Annotated in this window: 15 protein-coding genes and 1 pseudogene; 10 read left to right on the top strand and 6 right to left on the bottom strand. The window is 72.1% G+C overall.

What is annotated here, in order from left to right; translation table 11 throughout:
- Positions 1-157: 157 nt before the first annotated feature.
- On the top strand, positions 158-718 hold the full coding sequence (locus ACZ5CZ_RS01770; protein ID WP_468938275.1) for an NADAR family protein: 561 nt from the start codon (positions 158-160) through the stop codon (positions 716-718).
- A 62-nt stretch (positions 719-780) separates the two neighbouring features.
- Here ACZ5CZ_RS01770 and ACZ5CZ_RS01765 read toward each other — a convergent pair whose 3' ends face one another.
- Positions 781-1,497: a DUF4190 domain-containing protein gene (locus tag ACZ5CZ_RS01765; protein ID WP_468938272.1), complete on the bottom strand. Its 717-nt coding sequence runs from the start codon at positions 1,495-1,497 to the stop codon at positions 781-783.
- Between the two features lie 33 nt (positions 1,498-1,530).
- On the opposite strand from ACZ5CZ_RS01765, the gene ACZ5CZ_RS01760 reads away from it, so the two are divergent.
- Both ACZ5CZ_RS01760 and ACZ5CZ_RS01755 read left to right on the top strand, forming a co-directional pair.
- Positions 1,531-2,724, top strand: coding sequence for an adenosine deaminase (locus ACZ5CZ_RS01760; protein WP_385839665.1), 1,194 nt, complete (start codon positions 1,531-1,533; stop codon positions 2,722-2,724).
- 19 nt (positions 2,725-2,743) lie between these two features.
- Complete coding sequence (locus tag ACZ5CZ_RS01755) at positions 2,744-3,430, top strand: glycerophosphodiester phosphodiesterase (protein WP_468938268.1); 687 nt, start codon at positions 2,744-2,746, stop codon at positions 3,428-3,430.
- A 30-nt stretch (positions 3,431-3,460) separates the two neighbouring features.
- Here the strand turns inward: ACZ5CZ_RS01755 and ACZ5CZ_RS01750 are convergent, their stop codons facing one another.
- Genes ACZ5CZ_RS01750 through ACZ5CZ_RS01740 form a run of 3 tightly spaced genes read right to left on the bottom strand, consistent with a single transcriptional unit; the run spans position 3,461 to position 6,019 of the window.
- Entirely contained in the window at positions 3,461-3,985 is a 525-nt protein-coding gene (locus tag ACZ5CZ_RS01750) for a hypothetical protein (protein ID WP_468938266.1), read from the bottom strand.
- Between the two features lie 17 nt (positions 3,986-4,002).
- Positions 4,003-5,283 carry an MFS transporter gene (locus ACZ5CZ_RS01745; RefSeq protein WP_468938263.1) on the bottom strand — a complete coding sequence of 427 codons (1,281 nt, stop codon included), beginning with the start codon at positions 5,281-5,283 and terminating at the stop codon, positions 4,003-4,005.
- On the bottom strand, positions 5,234-6,019 hold the full coding sequence (locus ACZ5CZ_RS01740) for a GntR family transcriptional regulator (RefSeq protein ID WP_468938261.1): 786 nt from the start codon (positions 6,017-6,019) through the stop codon (positions 5,234-5,236). Before ACZ5CZ_RS01740 ends, ACZ5CZ_RS01745 begins: the two co-directional genes overlap by 50 nt.
- A gap of 153 nt (positions 6,020-6,172) precedes the next feature.
- On the opposite strand from ACZ5CZ_RS01740, the gene ACZ5CZ_RS01735 reads away from it, so the two are divergent.
- Genes ACZ5CZ_RS01735 through ACZ5CZ_RS01725 form a run of 3 tightly spaced genes read left to right on the top strand, consistent with a single transcriptional unit; the run spans position 6,173 to position 8,435 of the window.
- Positions 6,173-7,015, top strand: coding sequence for a polysaccharide deacetylase family protein (locus ACZ5CZ_RS01735; RefSeq protein WP_468938258.1), 843 nt, complete (start codon positions 6,173-6,175; stop codon positions 7,013-7,015).
- An 11-nt stretch (positions 7,016-7,026) separates the two neighbouring features.
- Positions 7,027-7,578, top strand: a complete 552-nt coding sequence (locus tag ACZ5CZ_RS01730; protein ID WP_468938256.1) for a carboxymuconolactone decarboxylase family protein — start codon at positions 7,027-7,029, stop codon at positions 7,576-7,578.
- Positions 7,575-8,435, top strand: coding sequence for an RNA polymerase sigma-70 factor (locus tag ACZ5CZ_RS01725; protein ID WP_385839673.1), 861 nt, complete (start codon positions 7,575-7,577; stop codon positions 8,433-8,435). Before ACZ5CZ_RS01730 ends, ACZ5CZ_RS01725 begins: the two co-directional genes overlap by 4 nt.
- Positions 8,436-8,439: 4 nt before the next feature.
- Here the strand turns inward: ACZ5CZ_RS01725 and ACZ5CZ_RS01720 are convergent, their stop codons facing one another.
- Both ACZ5CZ_RS01720 and ACZ5CZ_RS01715 read right to left on the bottom strand, forming a co-directional pair.
- Positions 8,440-9,633: an ABC transporter substrate-binding protein gene (locus tag ACZ5CZ_RS01720; RefSeq protein WP_468938252.1), complete on the bottom strand. Its 1,194-nt coding sequence runs from the start codon at positions 9,631-9,633 to the stop codon at positions 8,440-8,442.
- A gap of 326 nt (positions 9,634-9,959) precedes the next feature.
- Positions 9,960-11,399, bottom strand: coding sequence for a gamma-aminobutyraldehyde dehydrogenase (locus tag ACZ5CZ_RS01715; RefSeq protein WP_450784318.1), 1,440 nt, complete (start codon positions 11,397-11,399; stop codon positions 9,960-9,962).
- Positions 11,400-11,570: 171 nt separating this feature from the next.
- Here ACZ5CZ_RS01715 and ACZ5CZ_RS01710 point away from each other — a divergent pair, with 171 nt between their 5' ends.
- The 4 genes and pseudogenes from ACZ5CZ_RS01710 to ACZ5CZ_RS01695 form a co-directional block, all read left to right on the top strand.
- Positions 11,571-12,089: an Lrp/AsnC family transcriptional regulator gene (locus ACZ5CZ_RS01710; RefSeq protein ID WP_039656427.1), complete on the top strand. Its 519-nt coding sequence runs from the start codon at positions 11,571-11,573 to the stop codon at positions 12,087-12,089.
- A gap of 19 nt (positions 12,090-12,108) precedes the next feature.
- On the top strand, positions 12,109-13,473 hold the full coding sequence (locus ACZ5CZ_RS01705; protein WP_385839677.1) for an aspartate aminotransferase family protein: 1,365 nt from the start codon (positions 12,109-12,111) through the stop codon (positions 13,471-13,473).
- Positions 13,474-13,664: 191 nt separating this feature from the next.
- Complete coding sequence (locus ACZ5CZ_RS01700) at positions 13,665-14,405, top strand: ABC transporter ATP-binding protein (protein ID WP_385839678.1); 741 nt, start codon at positions 13,665-13,667, stop codon at positions 14,403-14,405.
- Positions 14,387-15,429 (top strand): annotated as a pseudogene (locus tag ACZ5CZ_RS01695) (hypothetical protein); the annotation flags it as partial. The gene ACZ5CZ_RS01700 and the pseudogene ACZ5CZ_RS01695, both read left to right, overlap by 19 nt.

Below are 15,429 nucleotides of genomic sequence, written 5' to 3'. Positions count from 1 at the left end.
AGCTCGATTTGAGTGCCGATCCTGACAGAGCACTAGGACTGCAACAAGTGATTCCGTTGTTGCCTTTTGGTTACGCAACGGAATCTGTCGACCAGGTGTCGAGTCGCGGCGGAAAAGGGCGGACGGAGTGTCAGTGGTGCGTGCCAGACTCGCGTGCATGGGAAAGATCGACGGGGTGGACGCGCTGATCAGGGAGGTCGGAGCGGGGACCCGAGTGAAGTACCTCCACTTCTGGGGGCACCGGCCGCGGCCGGACGGCAGGATCGGCGCGAGCTGTCTGAGTCAGTGGTGGCCGTCACCGTTCGCGGTGGACGGGGAGCACTACGCGACGGCCGAGCACTGGATGATGGCCGGCAAGGCCCGGCTGTTCGGGGACGCCGACGCGCTGCGGCGGGTGCTGGCGGCCGGGCATCCCGCGGAGGCGAAGAAGGCCGGGCGACTGGTGCGCGGGTTCGACGAGGAGGTGTGGGAGCGGGAGCGGTTCCGGATCGTGGTCGAGGGCAGCGTGCACAAGTTCTCGGCCGACGAGGAGCTGCGTCGGTTCCTGCTCGGCACCGGTGACCGGGTGCTGGTGGAGGCCAGTCCGGTGGACCGGGTCTGGGGGATCGGCCTGACCGCGGACGACGAGGCCGCCATGGACCCGGAGCGGTGGCGGGGGCCCAACCTGCTGGGGTTCGCTCTCATGGAGGCGAGAGAGCGGCTCGCCACGGCGGGGTGACGCCGGGGGCGCCGTGGGGGGGCGGGTCAGCGCCGCCCCGCCTCAGCGGTGCACAGCGGCTCTCAGGCGTTCATCGCGATGATGAGCGCGAGGAAGGCGGCGGCCAGGACGAAGCCCACGCCGCCGCAGATCATGCCGGCCAGCGCCATGCCCGGGTTGGTGGCCTCGCCCCGGGTGACCTTCGCCCGGCCGACGGCGCCGAAGATGACGGCGAGGACGCCGACGATCAGCGCCACCGGCCACAGCAGGAAGCCGACCGCCGAGATGATGCCCAGCACCAGGGAGGCCGTGCCCATGCCGTTGCTGGGCTGCGCAGGCATCCCGGACCAGCCGTAGCCGTTCGCCATCGGGTAGCCGGGCACGCCCGCGCCCGGATAGGACGCCTGCGGCGGATAGCCGTACGACACCGGGCCGGGGCCGGTCGGGGCGATGGGCGGCGGAGGCACCGGCTCACCGGCGGCGGGCGCCATGGGGGCGGGCGGCGCGAACGGGTTCTGCTGGGCGGCGGGCTGCGGCGCCGGCGGCGTGAACGGGTTCGCCGGGGGTGCGGAGGGGTGTGCCGGGGATGGGTACGGGCCGGCCGTGGGCGGTGCCCAGGGGGCCGGGTCCGGTACCGAGGGCAGCGAGGTCACCGTCTCCTGGTAGTGCACCGCGTCCTGGGCCGGGCCCGTCCGGCCGGGCGCGGAAGCCGCCCCCTTGTCCAGGGAGACGCCGGGCGCGGTGGACCGGTCGCCGGTGCCGTACTCGCCTGGCGCGGACCACGCCGACTCGTCGGACATGCTGGAAGACCCCCTGTTGCTGGACGTCCCGTCATGCTACGGGCAGCGGGGTACGGCGCGGCCCGGGGCCTACGATGTTGGCGCGCAACCGATCAGCCGATCACCGCGCCCGCCGCCGGCAGTAGCACCGCGCGGGCGCCCGTCCCGGGGAGGACCCCCTTGACCGACACCTCCGTACCCGCCACCGGCACGGCCGACCGCGATCTGCGGACCTTCATCGCCGGGCTGCCCAAGGCCGAACTGCACGTCCACCACGTCGGCTCCGCCTCCCCGCGCATCGTCTCCGAGCTGGCCGCCCGGCACCGCGACTCCCGGGTGCCCACCGACCCCGAGGCCCTGGCCGACTACTTCACCTTCACCGACTTCGCCCACTTCATCGACGTCTATCTGTCGGTGGTCGACCTGATCCGCACCCCGGAGGACGTCCGGCTGCTCACCTACGAGGTGGCCCGCGACCTCGCCCGCCAGCAGGTGCGGTACGCCGAGCTGACCCTCACCCCCTTCTCGTCCACCCGGCGCGGCATCGACGCGAAGGCGTTCATGGACGCCATCGAGGACGCCCGCAAGGCCGCCGAGGCCGAGTTCGGGACCGTACTGCGCTGGTGCTTCGACATCCCGGGAGAGGCCGGGCTGGAGGCGGCCGAGGAGACGGCGCGGCTCGCCACCGACGACCGGCTCCGGCCGGAGGGGCTGGTGTCGTTCGGTCTCGGCGGGCCCGAGATCGGGGTGCCCCGGCCGCAGTTCAAGCCCTACTTCGACCGGGCCATCGCCGCGGGACTGCGCTCGGTGCCGCACGCCGGGGAGACGACCGGCCCGGAGACCGTCTGGGACGCGCTGACCCATCTGGGCGCGGAGCGCATCGGGCACGGCACCAGCTCCGCGCAGGACCCGAAGCTGCTCGCGCACCTCGCCGAGCGGCGCATCCCGCTGGAGGTCTGCCCGACCTCGAACATCGCCACCCGCGCGGTGCGCACCCTGGACGAGCACCCGGTCAGGGAGTTCGTCCGCGCCGGTGTGCTGGTGACGATCAACTCGGACGACCCGCCGATGTTCGGCACCGACCTGAACAACGAGTACGCGGTGGCCGCCCGCCTGCTCGACCTGGACGAGCGGGGCCTGGCCGACCTCGCCAGGAACGCGGTCGAGGCGTCCTTCCTGGAACCGGAGGGCAAGGCGCGGATCGCCGCGGAGATCGACACGTACACCGCCACCTGGCTCGCCTCCTGACGCACCGCACAATGGGGCCATGCAGACGCTGACCGCCGTGGCCCATCGCGGCGACCCCTACCGCTTCCGTGAGAACACCGTCGCCTCGCTGCGTTCCGCGCTCGACCGGGGCGCGGACGCGGTCGAGATCGACGTACGGCTCACCCGTGACGGCGTGCCCGTGCTGCTGCACGACGAGACCCTCCGGCGGCTGTGGGACATCGACCGCCCGCTGACCACCCTGTCCGCCGAGGAGGTGCGCGGACTCACGGCGGGCGGGGTGCCGACCCTGGCGGAGGCGCTGGCCGCGACCGGGGAGAGCCGGGTGATGGTGGACCTGTGCGGACGGGTCTCGCGGCGCGTGGTGGACCGGGTGAGGGACGTGGTCCGGCAGAGCGGGGCGCGGGAGCGGGTCTACTACTGCGCCGGCGCCGAGGCGATGCTCGCCGTGCGGGCCGCCGACCCGGCCGCCGAGATCGCCCTGACCTGGACGACCCTCGCCCCGCCCCGGCCCGCGCTGCTGGCCGCGATCCGGCCGCGCTGGCTCAACTACCGCTTCTCGCTGGTGAGCCACGACCTCGCGGCCCGTGTCCACCGCGACGGCCATCTCCTCTCCGTCTGGACCCCGGACACCCGCCGCTCGCTGCGCCGCCTGCTGGACCTGGGCGTCGACTCCATCACCACCAACCGCATCGACGCGCTGCACGCCCTGCGCAACGGCGGCTAGAGTCTGCGCCGCGGATCGCCCTCGCGGCCCTCACGCAGCCACAGCACCGACCGGGTCCGGCGCGACGAGCTCCTCCAGCCGCTTGATCTTCTTCCGCAGGACGTACAGCGGGATCACACCGAACACCCCGAAGGACATGTCGATCAGGCTCCACCAGAAGGGGATGCCCCGGATCGGTCCGCAGGCGAGGGCGAGCGGGATGATCCCGGCGCAGGCGATCATCCCGAACTCGACGACCCAGATGTTGCGGACGGGGTCCCGGTACACGCCGTAGAAGGCGACCGCGATGACGAGATGGGCGAAGGCCAGCCAGTCCGTGCCGTACAGCACGAAGGGGTACGTGGCGTCGACGGAGTCGAGTCCCTGCCGGACGCGGGTGATCCACGCCATCAGCCCGGGCAGATGCTCCGGCACGGACAACGCCCGCAACGCGCTCTCGGTCCAGCGCAGTTCGTGAACCAGGGGAAAGGCCGTGGCCCCGCTGAGGACGAGGCACACGACGAAGAGGCCCAACCAGACGCGAATGCCCTTGAGCAGGGCGGCTCTGTCGCTCATGAGGGCAGCGTACGCCCCTAATTGAACGTGTTCAAAAGGCTCTTGCGCCGAGCCTGGGCCCGCACGGGACCGAGGAGCGCCGGAAGTCCGCTCAACGTCATGCCGGTTGCGCCGAGCCAGAGCGTGGGGGCGGTTCCGATGGCGGCCCCGGTCGCTCCGCCCGCGAGAGCGCCGAGCGCCAGGCCGCCCCAGGACAGGAAGCGGGCCGTCGCGCTCATACGGCCCAGGAGGGCGTCCGGTGTGGCGGTCTGCTGAAGGCTTGCCTGGGCCACCAGGCGGACGACTCCGCCGAGGGAGAGGAGCGCGAGGCCGGCACCGGCGGCGTACAGGGTCCAGTGCCCCGGGCGGGCCCAGGGCAGCAGGGCCGCCGACGGGCAGGTGAGCAGCGGGGCGAGGCCGATCACGCGGCCCGGTCCGACCCGCGCCGCGACCCTGCCCGCGACCAGCGCGCCCAGCAGTCCGCCGCAGCCCATCCCCGACAGCAGCAGGCCGATGCCGAAGGAGGAGAGCCCCAACTGCCGGGCGAGGAAGATCACGAGCATGGCCTGGTAGAGGGCGAGGAAGACGTTGAACACCGCGTCCGTCGCCATGGTCGCCCGCAGCACGGGCGACCGGAGGACGAAGGCGAGCCCTTCCGCGATCTCCCGGCCGAAGCGGCGACGCTGCTCTTCACCCGGCCCGGGTTTCTCCTCCCGTCCGCGGATGGCGGTCGCCAGCAGGCCCGACAGCGCCATCCCCGCCGAACTCGCCAGCAGCGCGAGCGGCGCCCCGCACCAGCCGACCAGGGGCCCCGCCAGCGCCGGTCCGCCGATGCTCGTCGCCGAGCGGACGGCGGAGAGCCGCGCGTTGGCCTCGACCAGGTTCCGGCGCCCCACCAGATGCGGCAGCCAACTGACGTAGGCCACGTCGAAGAGGACCGTCAGCAGGCCGTGGACCAGGGCGACGGCGTACAGCAGTCCCATGGTCAGCGTGCCGGTGTCCCAGGCGACCGGCACGGTCAGCAGGGTCAGCGCGCGGACGAGGTCGGCGCCGATCAGGACGGTGCGTTTCCGCCGGCGGTCCACCCAGGCGCCGGCCGGGAGGCCGACCAGCAACGAGCCCGCCATGGTCGCCGTACTCAGCAGCCCGGTCCGCAGCGCGCCCGCGTGCAGCGCCTCGACCGCCACCAGCGGCAGGGCGAGGAAGAGGACGCGGTCGCCGAGCTGGCCGAGGGCCGTCGCGGCGAACAGGCGCCGGAAGTCCCGGTGGTCACGCAGAAGGCCGAGTCGGGAGGGCGAGGGTGTCGACGCCGAACTCATAGACCACCTCCCGGCGCGCGTCCGGGATCACGATGTCGGCGGTCTCCACCGGCCGGCCGCCGGTGTCGTAGATGATCCGCTCGATCCGGAGCACCAGGTCCCCGACGGCGATGCCCAGCAGATGCGCCTGCTCGGGGGTGGCCCGGGCCGGGCGGGGCAGTTCCACGACCGTTTCCACCACGACGCCGATGGAGCGCATGCGGGCGACGACGCCCTTGCCCGCGAGCGGGCCCTTCTCGGGGAGGACGACCGGGGTGCCGCCCGTGATCGCCAGGGGTTCCCAGGACTCGGACAGCTGGACGGGCAGTCCGTCGGCGAGGAACTCGTAGTGCGTGGTGACGCACGGGTCGCCGGGCCGGACGGCCAGCCGCTCGGCGATCGCCTCGGGCGCCGGGACCCGCACCTGGCTGTGCGCGTCCCAGGCACCGGCCCGGCCGCGTTCCGCCGTGCAGGGCGGGGAGGGGCGGTAGCCGCCCGGGCGGTCGCGGTGGCGGGAGCGCACTATGCGCAGGCGCTCGCGGGGGACGCGGACGTACGTCCCGGAGCCCGCGCGTCCTTCGAGCAGCCCCTCGCCGATCAGCCGGTCCACGGCCCGCTGCATCACATTGCGCCCGACCCCGTACGCCTCGGCGAGCCGCGCCCGGGACGGCAGACGCGCCCCGATCTCCCACTCCCCCGCCAGGATCCGGGCGCGCAGCGCGTCGGCCACGGCCAGGTACGGCGCCTCTCGGGGCATGGACGACCTCCGGTTGCTCGGCAGCTGGGCGGCCGCCCGGGTGGGTGCGGGCGGTGTCGGCACGCTAATGCAGCCGGGGAAAGCTACTGGAGCAGCAATACGCTGGGTGCGGGGGTGCTCAAGGGAGGGCGACGGGCGTCCGATGGTGCCGGTATGACGACGCGATCCCCGGGCGCCGAGCGCCACCCCGCTGTCTCCCGCCGACTCCTCGTGACGGCCGCGCTGTCCGGCGTACTGACGGCTGTGACGGCAGGTCCGGTAGCGGCCTCCGGCGAAGGCGAGGACTGTCTGCGGTCCCTGTTCGGCTCGGAGAACCGCGTCCTGCGCACCCGGGAGCGGGTCGTCGCGCTGAGCTTCAACGCGGCCTGGAACACGGCCGGACTGGACCGCGTCCTCGGCGAGCTGGCCCGCCGGTCCGCCCCGGCCGTCTTCTTCCTGACCGGCGACTTCGCCGACCGCCACCCCGAGGCCGTCCGGCGGATCGCGGCGGCGGGACACGGGCTCGGCAACCACTCCTACAGCCACCCCCACTTCACCGGCCTGTCCGCCGCGGCCGGTGCCCGGGAGGTGCGGGCGGCGGACCGCGCGCTGCGCCGGGCCGGGGCCGGCCGGGCGCTGACCCCGTTCTTCCGCTTCCCCTACAGCGAGACCACGCCCGCCCACATCCACAACGTCAACGAACTCGGCTTCGCCGACATCGAGTTCACCAAGGACACCAACGGGTGGATGGGCAGCGGGGGCGGGATGACCGTGGACCGCGCGGTGGGCCGGGTGAGGGAGGCGCTGCGGCCGGGGGCGATCGTGGAGATGCATGTCGGTGCGGCCGACGGCGGAAGCGAGGTGATCGACGCCCGGGCGCTGCCGCTGATCCTCGACGGGGTCACCGCCCGCGGCTACCGGGTCGTGGATCTGCGCACCCTGCTCACTGCCCCGTGTGTCACATCCGCAGACCGGGCGGTGTCTTCATGGCGTACGCGTCGGACGCACCAGCCATGAGGAGACAGACGATGACGCCACGCCTTCCGAAGGCCGAGCTTCCCGCCGAGCTGCGGGAGATGATGCTCCAGCAGTTGGGTGCCGTCCCGGAGAATGTCGAGGTGACCTGGCACGCCCCCGAAGTCGCCCAGGCCAACCTGGAGTTCGGCGCCAAGGTGGGAGCCTGGAGCGCGGCCGACACGAGCCTGAAGTCGTTCGCGCACATGGCGGTCGCGGCGCAGGTCGGGTGCAGCTGGTGCCTGGACGTCGGCTACTTCCAGGCACAGAACGAGAACCTGGACCTGACCAAGGCGAGCCAGGTGCCGCGCTGGCGGGTCTCGGACGTGTTCACGCCGCTGGAGCGGGATGTGATGGAGTACGCCGAGGCCATGACGAACACCCCGCCGACCGTGACCGACGAGCAGTACGCGAACCTGCTGGAGCGGCTCGGCCCCGCGGCGATGGCCGAGCTGACCGCGTTCGTCGCCTTCGTCAATCTGGCGACCCGGGCCAACGTCGCCAACGGCGTCACCTCGCAGGGCTTCTCCGACCCCTGTGCGATCCCGCTGGCCCCGACGGCATGACCGACGTACCGGCGGATCCCTTCGTCACCCATCGCAGCCTGCTGTTCACCGTCGCCTACGAGATGCTCGGCTCCGCGGCCGACGCGGAGGACGTGCTCCAGGAGTCCTGGCTGCGGTGGGCCGGCGTGGACCCGGCGCGAGTGGGCGACCCCCGGGCCTATCTGGTCCGGGTGGTCACCCGGCAGGCGCTCAACCGGCTGCGCTCGCTGTCCCGCAGACGCGAGGACTATGTCGGCGAGTGGTTGCCGGAACCGCTGCTGACCAGCCCCGATGTCGCCGAGGACATCGAACTCGCGGAGAGCGTCTCGATCGCGATGCTGACCGTCCTGGAGACCCTCGGGCCCCTGGAACGGGCGGTGTTCGTGCTCCGCGAGGTCTTCGAGATGCCGTACGACGAGATCGCCGAGGCCGTCGGCAGGTCCGCGGCCGCGGTACGGCAGACGGCCCGCCGGGCGCGGACGCACGTGGCGGCCCGGCGGCCCCGGACGCGGGTGAGCCGCGCGGAGCAGCAGCAGGTCGTGGACCGGTTCCTGGCCGCGTTGCGCACCGGCAAGGTGCAGGACCTGATGGACGTCCTGGCCCCGGACGTGGTCTTCGTCGCCGACGGCGGCGGCCGGGCGAGCGCGGCCCCCGCTCCGCTGCACGGCGCCGCGCTGGTGGCGGCGGTCCTCGCGCGTCCGGGCCGCACGGTGACGCCCGTCTGGCTCAACGGCGCCCCGGCGGCCCGGGTCGAGTCGGACGGTCAGCGGGCCGCGGTGACCCTGGAGGTGGCGGACGGCCGGATCACCCGGATCCACGCCGTCGCCAACCCCGGGAAGCTGACCCGGCTGCACCGGCCGACGGCACTGGCCCGGTAGCTGCTCACAGGCCCACGATGCGGTTCCAGCGCTTGGCGAACTCCAGGCGTTCCGTGGACGTGATGTCCCGGGCGATCGCGAGGCGCTGACGCATCGTGGAGTCGGGGAAGACGAGCGGGTTGTCGGCGAGGGCCGCCGTGTCCTTGTCCTTGGCGGCCGCCAGGATCTCCCTGGCGGCCGGCACCGGGCAGACGTAGTTGACCCAGGCGGCGAGCCGGGCGGCGACCTCGGGGGTGTAGTAGTAGTCGATCAGGCGCTCGGCGGCCGCCTTGTGGCGGGCCCGGTCGGGGATCATCAGGGAGTCCGACCACAGCTCGGCGCCCTCCTCGGGGACGACGAAGCGGATGTCGGGGTTGTCGGCCTGGAGCTGGATGACATCGCCGGAGTAGGCCTGGCAGGCGAGGACGTCCCCGCTGACCAGGTCCTTGGTGTAGTCGTTGCCGGTGAAGCGGCGGATCTGGCCGCGGCGCACCTCGCGCTCCACCTGGTCGCAGATCCGGTGGAAGTCGTCGGCGGTCCACCGGGTGATGTCCACGCCGTTGCCCTGCATCAGCAGCGCGAACGCCTCGTCGAGGCCGGACAGCAGGGTCACCCGGCCCTTGAGGTCGCTCGCCCACAGGTCGGACACCCGCCGGATCTCCCGGCCGAGCTTGCGGTGGTTGTAGGCGATGCCGGTGATCCCGGACTGCCAGGGCACCGTGAAGCGGCGGCCCTTGTCGAAGGCGGGCGAGCGGAGCAGCGGGTCCAGGTTCCTCGCCACGTTCGGCTGCCGGGCCCGGTCCATCTCCTGCACCCAGCCGAGCCGGACGAACCGCGCGCACATCCAGTCGCTGACGACGATCAGATCGCGGCCGGTGGACTGGTGGTTCATCAGCGCGGGGCTGATCTTGCCGAAGAACTCGTCGTTGTCGTTGATCTCCTCGGCGTAGTCCACGGAGATCCCGGTGCGCTTCTGGAACGCCTCCAGGGTGGGCCGCCGGTTCGGGTCATTGTCATCGGTGTCGATGTACAGCGGCCAGTTCGCCCAGGTCAGCTTCTTGTCGGCCACGGACTCGTCGGCGACGGCCCGGTCGCCGGGCCCGACATAGGCGGCGGGCACCCCGCAGCCGGCCAGGGCACCGAGCGCGGCGGTGCCGCCGAGGGCGCGCAGGAGGGAGCGGCGGGACATCGGGGTCGTACGAGAAGGAGTCTGGGGCACCCCGGAAGGATGCCGCTCCCCGCGGCGGAGTCACAATCGACGCTGCGTCGAGCAAGCCCCGGCCTGCCGGACACCTTGTCGATCAGTCGGACCGGGAGCGGGCGGCACGGCTCGAACCGACCGGGCAGGGGCCGGACTTCGCCGCGGGGAAACGAGACAGCGCGGCCCCCGGCAGGGAGGTGAACCTGCCGGGGACCGCGCTTTTGTGTGTCGGTGGGGACGGCCGATCCAGGGGCGCGGGGCTGTGTCGCCATGCGGCTCCGCCACGCGGACGCGACAAGCCGCAGCGCACCCACAGCCGAAGAGCGGCCGACCCCGGCGGAGCGCTACTCGCCCAGGGACGTCATCACGTGCTTGATGCGCGTGTAGTCCTCGAAGCCGTACGCCGACAGGTCCTTGCCGTAGCCGGACTTCTTGAAGCCGCCGTGCGGCATCTCGGCGACCAGCGGGATGTGGGTGTTGATCCACACGCAGCCGAAGTCCATCTTCTTGGACATGCGCATCGCGCGCGCGTGGTCCTTGGTCCACACCGAGGAGGCGAGCGCGTACTCGACGCCGTTCGCGTACGCGACGGCCTGGTCCTCGTCCGAGAAGGACTGGACGGTGATGACCGGGCCGAAGACCTCCTGCTGGATGATCTCGTCGTCCTGCTTGACGCCGGAGACCACGGTCGGCGCGAAGAAGTAGCCCTTGTCGCCGACGCGCTTGCCGCCGGCCTCCACGCGCGCGTGGGCGGGCAGCCGCTCGATGAAGCCCTCGACCTGCTTGAGCTGGTTGGGGTTGTTGAGCGGGCCGTACAGCACGTCCTCGTCGTCCGGCCGGCCGGTCTTGGTCTCCTCCGCGGCCTTCGCCAGCGCGGCCACGAACTCGTCGTGGATGGACTCGTGGACGAGGACGCGGCAGGCGGCCGTACAGTCCTGGCCGGCGTTGAAGAAGCCCGCCACCGAGATGTCCTCGACGGCCTTGTCGATGTCGGTGTCCTCGAAGACCACGACCGGGGCCTTGCCGCCCAGCTCCAGGTGGACCCGCTTGAGGTCCTTGGAGGCGGACTCGGCGACGGACATGCCCGCGCGGACCGAGCCGGTGATGGAGGCCATCGCCGGGATGTCGTGCTCGACCATCAGACGGCCGGTGTCCCGGTCGCCGCAGACGACGTTGAAGACGCCCTTGGGGAGGATGGACCCGATGATGTCCGCGATCAGGACCGTGGACGCCGGGGTGGTGTCCGAGGGCTTCAGGACGACCGTGTTGCCCGCGGCGATGGCCGGCGCGAACTTCCACACGGCCATCATCATCGGGTAGTTCCACGGCGCGACCTGCGCGCAGACGCCGACCGGCTCACGGCGGATGATCGAGGTCATCCCCTCCATGTACTCGCCGGCCGAGCGGCCCTCCAGCATCCGCGCCGCGCCCGCGAAGAAGCGGATCTGGTCGACCATCGGCGGGATCTCCTCGGAGCGGGTGAGCCCGATGGGCTTGCCCGTGTTCTCCACCTCGGCCGCGATCAGTTCCTCGGCGCGCTCCTCGAAGGCGTCGGCGATCTTGAGGAGGGCCTTCTGGCGCTCGGCCGGGGTGGTGTCGCGCCAGGCCGGGAAGGCGCGGGCGGCGGCCTCCATGGCGGCATTCACATCCGCCTCGCCGGACAGCGGCGCGGTCGCGTACGCCTCGCCCGTCGCGGGGTTGACCACCTCGGTGGTCCGTCCGTCGGCGGCGTCCCGGAACTCACCGTCGATGTAGTTGCGCAGACGACGCAGCTCGGTGCTCACTGCCGGCCTCCTGATCTGGTTCAACACTGTCCACTCACTGAGACACCCACCCTAGCCGCCCGGTCCACGTTTTCAACACCCCCATCGCCACCAGTTCTGCGAAATCCGCAAGGTTCGATCTCGTAAACAACGAATTTCATCGCTTGGGGCTTGCAAAACTGTCGAGACCTCGTGCACAGTGAGGTCGTGGCCAGTCGAAGCGCAGACCAGAGGGACTCGTCCCGCGAGTCCAGGAACGGCACCCCCCAGCTGGATGCCGTGTCCCTCGCCATCATTCAGCAGCTCCAGGAGGACGGCCGCCGGCCGTACGCCGCGATCGGCAAGGCCGTCGGCCTGTCGGAGGCGGCCGTGCGCCAGCGCGTGCAGAAGCTGCTGGACCAGGGCGTGATGCAGATCGTCGCCGTCACGGACCCGCTCACCGTGGGCTTCCGCCGGCAGGCGATGGTCGGGATCAACGTCGAGGGCGATGTCGAGTCGATCGCCGACGCGCTGACTGACATGTCGGAAGTCGAGTACGTGGTGATGACCGCGGGCTCGTTCGACATCCTCGCCGAGATCGTGTGCGAGGACGACGACCACCTGCTGGACGTCATCAACAAACGCATCCGAGCCCTGCCCGGGGTGCGCTCCACCGAAAGCTTCGTCTACCTGAAGCTGAAGAAGCAGACCTACATGTGGGGAACCCGATAACCGTGAGGACCCGATAACCGTGAGCACCAAGGACCTCAGCCGCACCGCGTACGACCACCTGTGGATGCACTTCACCCGCATGTCCTCGTACGAGAAGTCCCCCGTCCCCACCATCGTCCGGGGTGAGGGCACCTACATCTTCGACGACAAGGGCAAGCGGTACCTCGACGGCCTCGCGGGTCTGTTCGTGGTCCAGGCCGGTCACGGCCGTACGGAGCTCGCCGAGACCGCGTTCAAGCAGGCGCAGGAGCTGGCCTTCTTCCCGGTGTGGTCGTACGCCCACCCCAAGGCCGTCGAGCTGGCCGAGCGGCTCGCCGACTACGCCCCGGGCGACCTGAACAAGGTCTTCTTCACCACCGGCGGCGGCGAGGCCGTCGAGACGGCCTGGAAGCTCGCCAAGCAGTACTTCAAGCTGGTCGGCAAGCCCACCAAGTACAAGGTCATCTCGCGTGCGGTCGCCTACCACGGCACCCCGCAGGGCGCCCTGTCCATCACCGGTCTGCCCGGCCTGAAGGCCCCCTTCGAGCCGCTGGTCCCCGGCGCGCACAAGGTGCCGAACACCAACATCTACCGCGCGCCGATCTTCGGTGACGACCCGGTCGCCTTCGGCCGCTGGGCCGCCGACCAGATCGAGCAGCAGATCCTCTTCGAGGGCCCCGACACCGTCGCGGCCGTGTTCCTGGAGCCCGTCCAGAACGCGGGCGGCTGCTTCCCGCCCCCGCCCGGCTACTTCCAGCGGGTCCGCGAGATCTGCGACAAGTACGACGTGCTGCTCGTGTCGGACGAGGTCATCTGCGCCTTCGGCCGTCTCGGCACCATGTTCGCCTGCGACAAGTTCGACTACGTCCCGGACATGATCACCTGCGCCAAGGGCATGACCTCGGGCTACTCCCCGATCGGCGCCTGCATCATCTCCGACCGGCTCGCCGAGCCGTTCTACAAGGGCGACAACACCTTCCTGCACGGCTACACCTTCGGCGGCCACCCGGTGTCGGCGGCGGTCGGCCTCGCCAACCTCGACCTGTTCGAGCGCGAGGGCCTCAACCAGCACGTGCTGGACAACGAGGGCGCCTTCCTCCAGACCCTCCAGAAGCTGCACGACCTGCCGATCGTCGGCGACGTCCGCGGCAACGGCTTCTTCTACGGCATCGAGCTGGTGAAGGACAAGAACACCCGGGAGTCCTTCAACGAGGAGGAGACCGAGCGCGTCCTGTACGGCTTCCTCTCCAAGGCGCTGTTCGACAACGGCCTGTACTGCCGTGCCGACGACCGCGGCGACCCGGTCGTCCAGCTCGCCCCGCCGCTGATCTCCAACCAGGAGACCTTCGACGAGATCGAGCAGATCCTGCGGGCCACCCTCACGGAGGCGTGGACCAAGCTCTGATCATCCGACCGGCTGATCGACCCCGGCCCCGGTGCCGTCCGTTCGAGTGAGAACGGCGGCCCGGGGCCGTGTGCTGTCCGGGCTCCTGTCGCCGCCTGCCTAGCGTGCCAGTGACCGATCGGCCCAGCCTTTCGTTCCCCCACACGGAGGAAAAGGCACGGGGAAACGGATCAGAACCGAGGTGTACGCCCATGGAGGCCCCGCCGGACAACGACGTGCTCTGGGCACGCTCGCTGCACTTCAGGCACCCCGACGGCTCCCCCGGGCTGGCCGGGGTCTCGCTCGGTGTGCGGGAGGGCGAGATCCTCGCCGTCACCGGGCCGCGCGGCTGCGGCAAGACGACCCTGCTGCGCTGTCTGTCCGGGCTGGTGCGGGTGCGCACCGGCGAGGTCTGGTTCAACAGCGCGCCTGTCCACACCCTCGGCCCGATCGCCCGCGAACGGCTGCGCCGCAACCGCTTCGGCTGGATCGACCCCGAGCCGGTCCTGGTGCCCGAGCTGAACGTCTGGGAGAACGCCGCGCTCCCCCTCATGCTCCGCGGCTCCGGCCGCCGCCGGGCCAAGGTGGCGGCGCTGGAGTGGCTGGAACGCCTCGACATCGGCGACCGCGCCCGCAACCGCCCGCACGAACTCCAGCAGGCCGAACGCCAGCGCGTGGCGATCGCCCGGGCGCTGGCCACGACCCCGACCGTGTTGTTCGCCGACGAGCCGACGGCCCCGCTGCACCGCGCCGACCGCACCCATGTGCTGCGCACCCTCACCACGGCGGCCCGCTCGCACGGCATCACGGTCGTCCTCGCCACGAACGACCCGGACACCGCCGCCCTCGCCGACCGCACGGTGACCCTGCTCGACGGCCGTCGCGTGCACACCGTCCAGCTGCCGGACACCGCCGAACCGGAAGGCCGGGCCGCGTGCTCGCTCTCCGTCTGACCCGCGCCGCCCGGCCCGCCGTCCAGCTGCGCCGCCTGCTGGTCACCGCGGCCTCGGCCGGCACCGGCTTCCTCCTGCTGTCCTGCCTCGGCTACGCCCTGAACCACCCCGAGGCCGCGGGCGCCGCCGCGCTGCGGCTGGCCTGGTGCGTGGTGCCGCTGGCCGCCACCGTGTACCTCGCGCTCGCCGTCGCCCGCACCGACCCGAGCACCCGGCCGCGCTCCGGCCTGTCCGCCGTCGGCCTCGGCCCCGCCCGCATGATGGCGATCGCGTCGCTGACCACGGCCCTGTCCTGCACCCTGGGCTCGCTGCTGGCCCTGCTCGTCTTCCTCCACCTCCGCGGCGATCTGACGGGCCTGCCCTTCGACGGCGCGGCCACGGACTTCCTGGCCGCGGGCCGCCCACTGCCCCTCCCGGCCTCCCTCACCCTGCTGGCCCTGCTCCCGGCGACCGCCACGGTCACGGTGGCCCTGACCCTCCGCCCCAAGGACCCCCGGCCCCCGGCCCAGCACCCCCGCCACTTCGGCCGCTTCGGCGCCTCCAGCAAGACCCCACCGAAGGAGACATTCGGCGCCTACGGCCGCTTCCGCGCGGGCACACGCCGCCCGGCGAACGGCAAGAGGGGTGCTGACGACACCCCGGCGCGCGGGGGTGCCGACGGCTCCGCGGCCCACGCGGATTCCGTGGCCGGGCGGGGAGGCAGGGACGCGGGCGACACCCCGGCCCACGCGGGCTCCGCGGCCGGGCGGGGAGAGAGGAATGCTGACGGCTCCCCGGCCCACGCGGATTCCCTGGCCGGGCGGGGAAGCAGGGACGCGGACGACATCCCGGCCCACGCGGGCTCCGCGGCCGGGCGGGGAGGTGCGGGCGGCTCCCGGCCCCGCGCGGGTTCCCTCACCGGAGGGGTAGGTGCGGACGCGGACGACACCCCGGCCCACGCGGGCTCCGCGGCCGGGCGGGGAGGTGCGGGCGGCTCCCGGCCCCGCGCGGGTTCCCTCACCGGAGGGGTAGGTGCGGACGCGGA

The organism is Streptomyces sp. NPDC031418 (genome assembly GCF_055581605.1).
This window is presented reverse-complemented; position numbering and strand designations above follow the sequence as displayed.

Bases quoted from the DNA above. Each gene is read 5' to 3' on its own strand.
- ACZ5CZ_RS01700 (WP_385839678.1), top strand. From the start codon at position 13,665: ATGGAGGCCCCGCCGGACAACGACGTGCTCTGGGCACGCTCGCTGCAC.
- ACZ5CZ_RS01760 (WP_385839665.1), top strand. From the start codon at position 1,531: ATGCTACGGGCAGCGGGGTACGGCGCGGCCCGGGGCCTACGATGTTGG.
- ACZ5CZ_RS01770 (WP_468938275.1), top strand. From the start codon at position 158: ATGGGAAAGATCGACGGGGTGGACGCGCTGATCAGGGAGGTCGGAGCG.
- ACZ5CZ_RS01725 (WP_385839673.1), top strand. From the start codon at position 7,575: ATGACCGACGTACCGGCGGATCCCTTCGTCACCCATCGCAGCCTGCTG.
- ACZ5CZ_RS01735 (WP_468938258.1), top strand. From the start codon at position 6,173: ATGACGACGCGATCCCCGGGCGCCGAGCGCCACCCCGCTGTCTCCCGC.
- ACZ5CZ_RS01730 (WP_468938256.1), top strand. From the start codon at position 7,027: ATGACGCCACGCCTTCCGAAGGCCGAGCTTCCCGCCGAGCTGCGGGAG.
- ACZ5CZ_RS01765 (WP_468938272.1), bottom strand. From the start codon at position 1,497: ATGTCCGACGAGTCGGCGTGGTCCGCGCCAGGCGAGTACGGCACCGGC.
- ACZ5CZ_RS01740 (WP_468938261.1), bottom strand. From the start codon at position 6,019: ATGCCCCGAGAGGCGCCGTACCTGGCCGTGGCCGACGCGCTGCGCGCC.
- ACZ5CZ_RS01745 (WP_468938263.1), bottom strand. From the start codon at position 5,283: ATGAGTTCGGCGTCGACACCCTCGCCCTCCCGACTCGGCCTTCTGCGT.
- ACZ5CZ_RS01750 (WP_468938266.1), bottom strand. From the start codon at position 3,985: ATGAGCGACAGAGCCGCCCTGCTCAAGGGCATTCGCGTCTGGTTGGGC.
- ACZ5CZ_RS01755 (WP_468938268.1), top strand. From the start codon at position 2,744: ATGCAGACGCTGACCGCCGTGGCCCATCGCGGCGACCCCTACCGCTTC.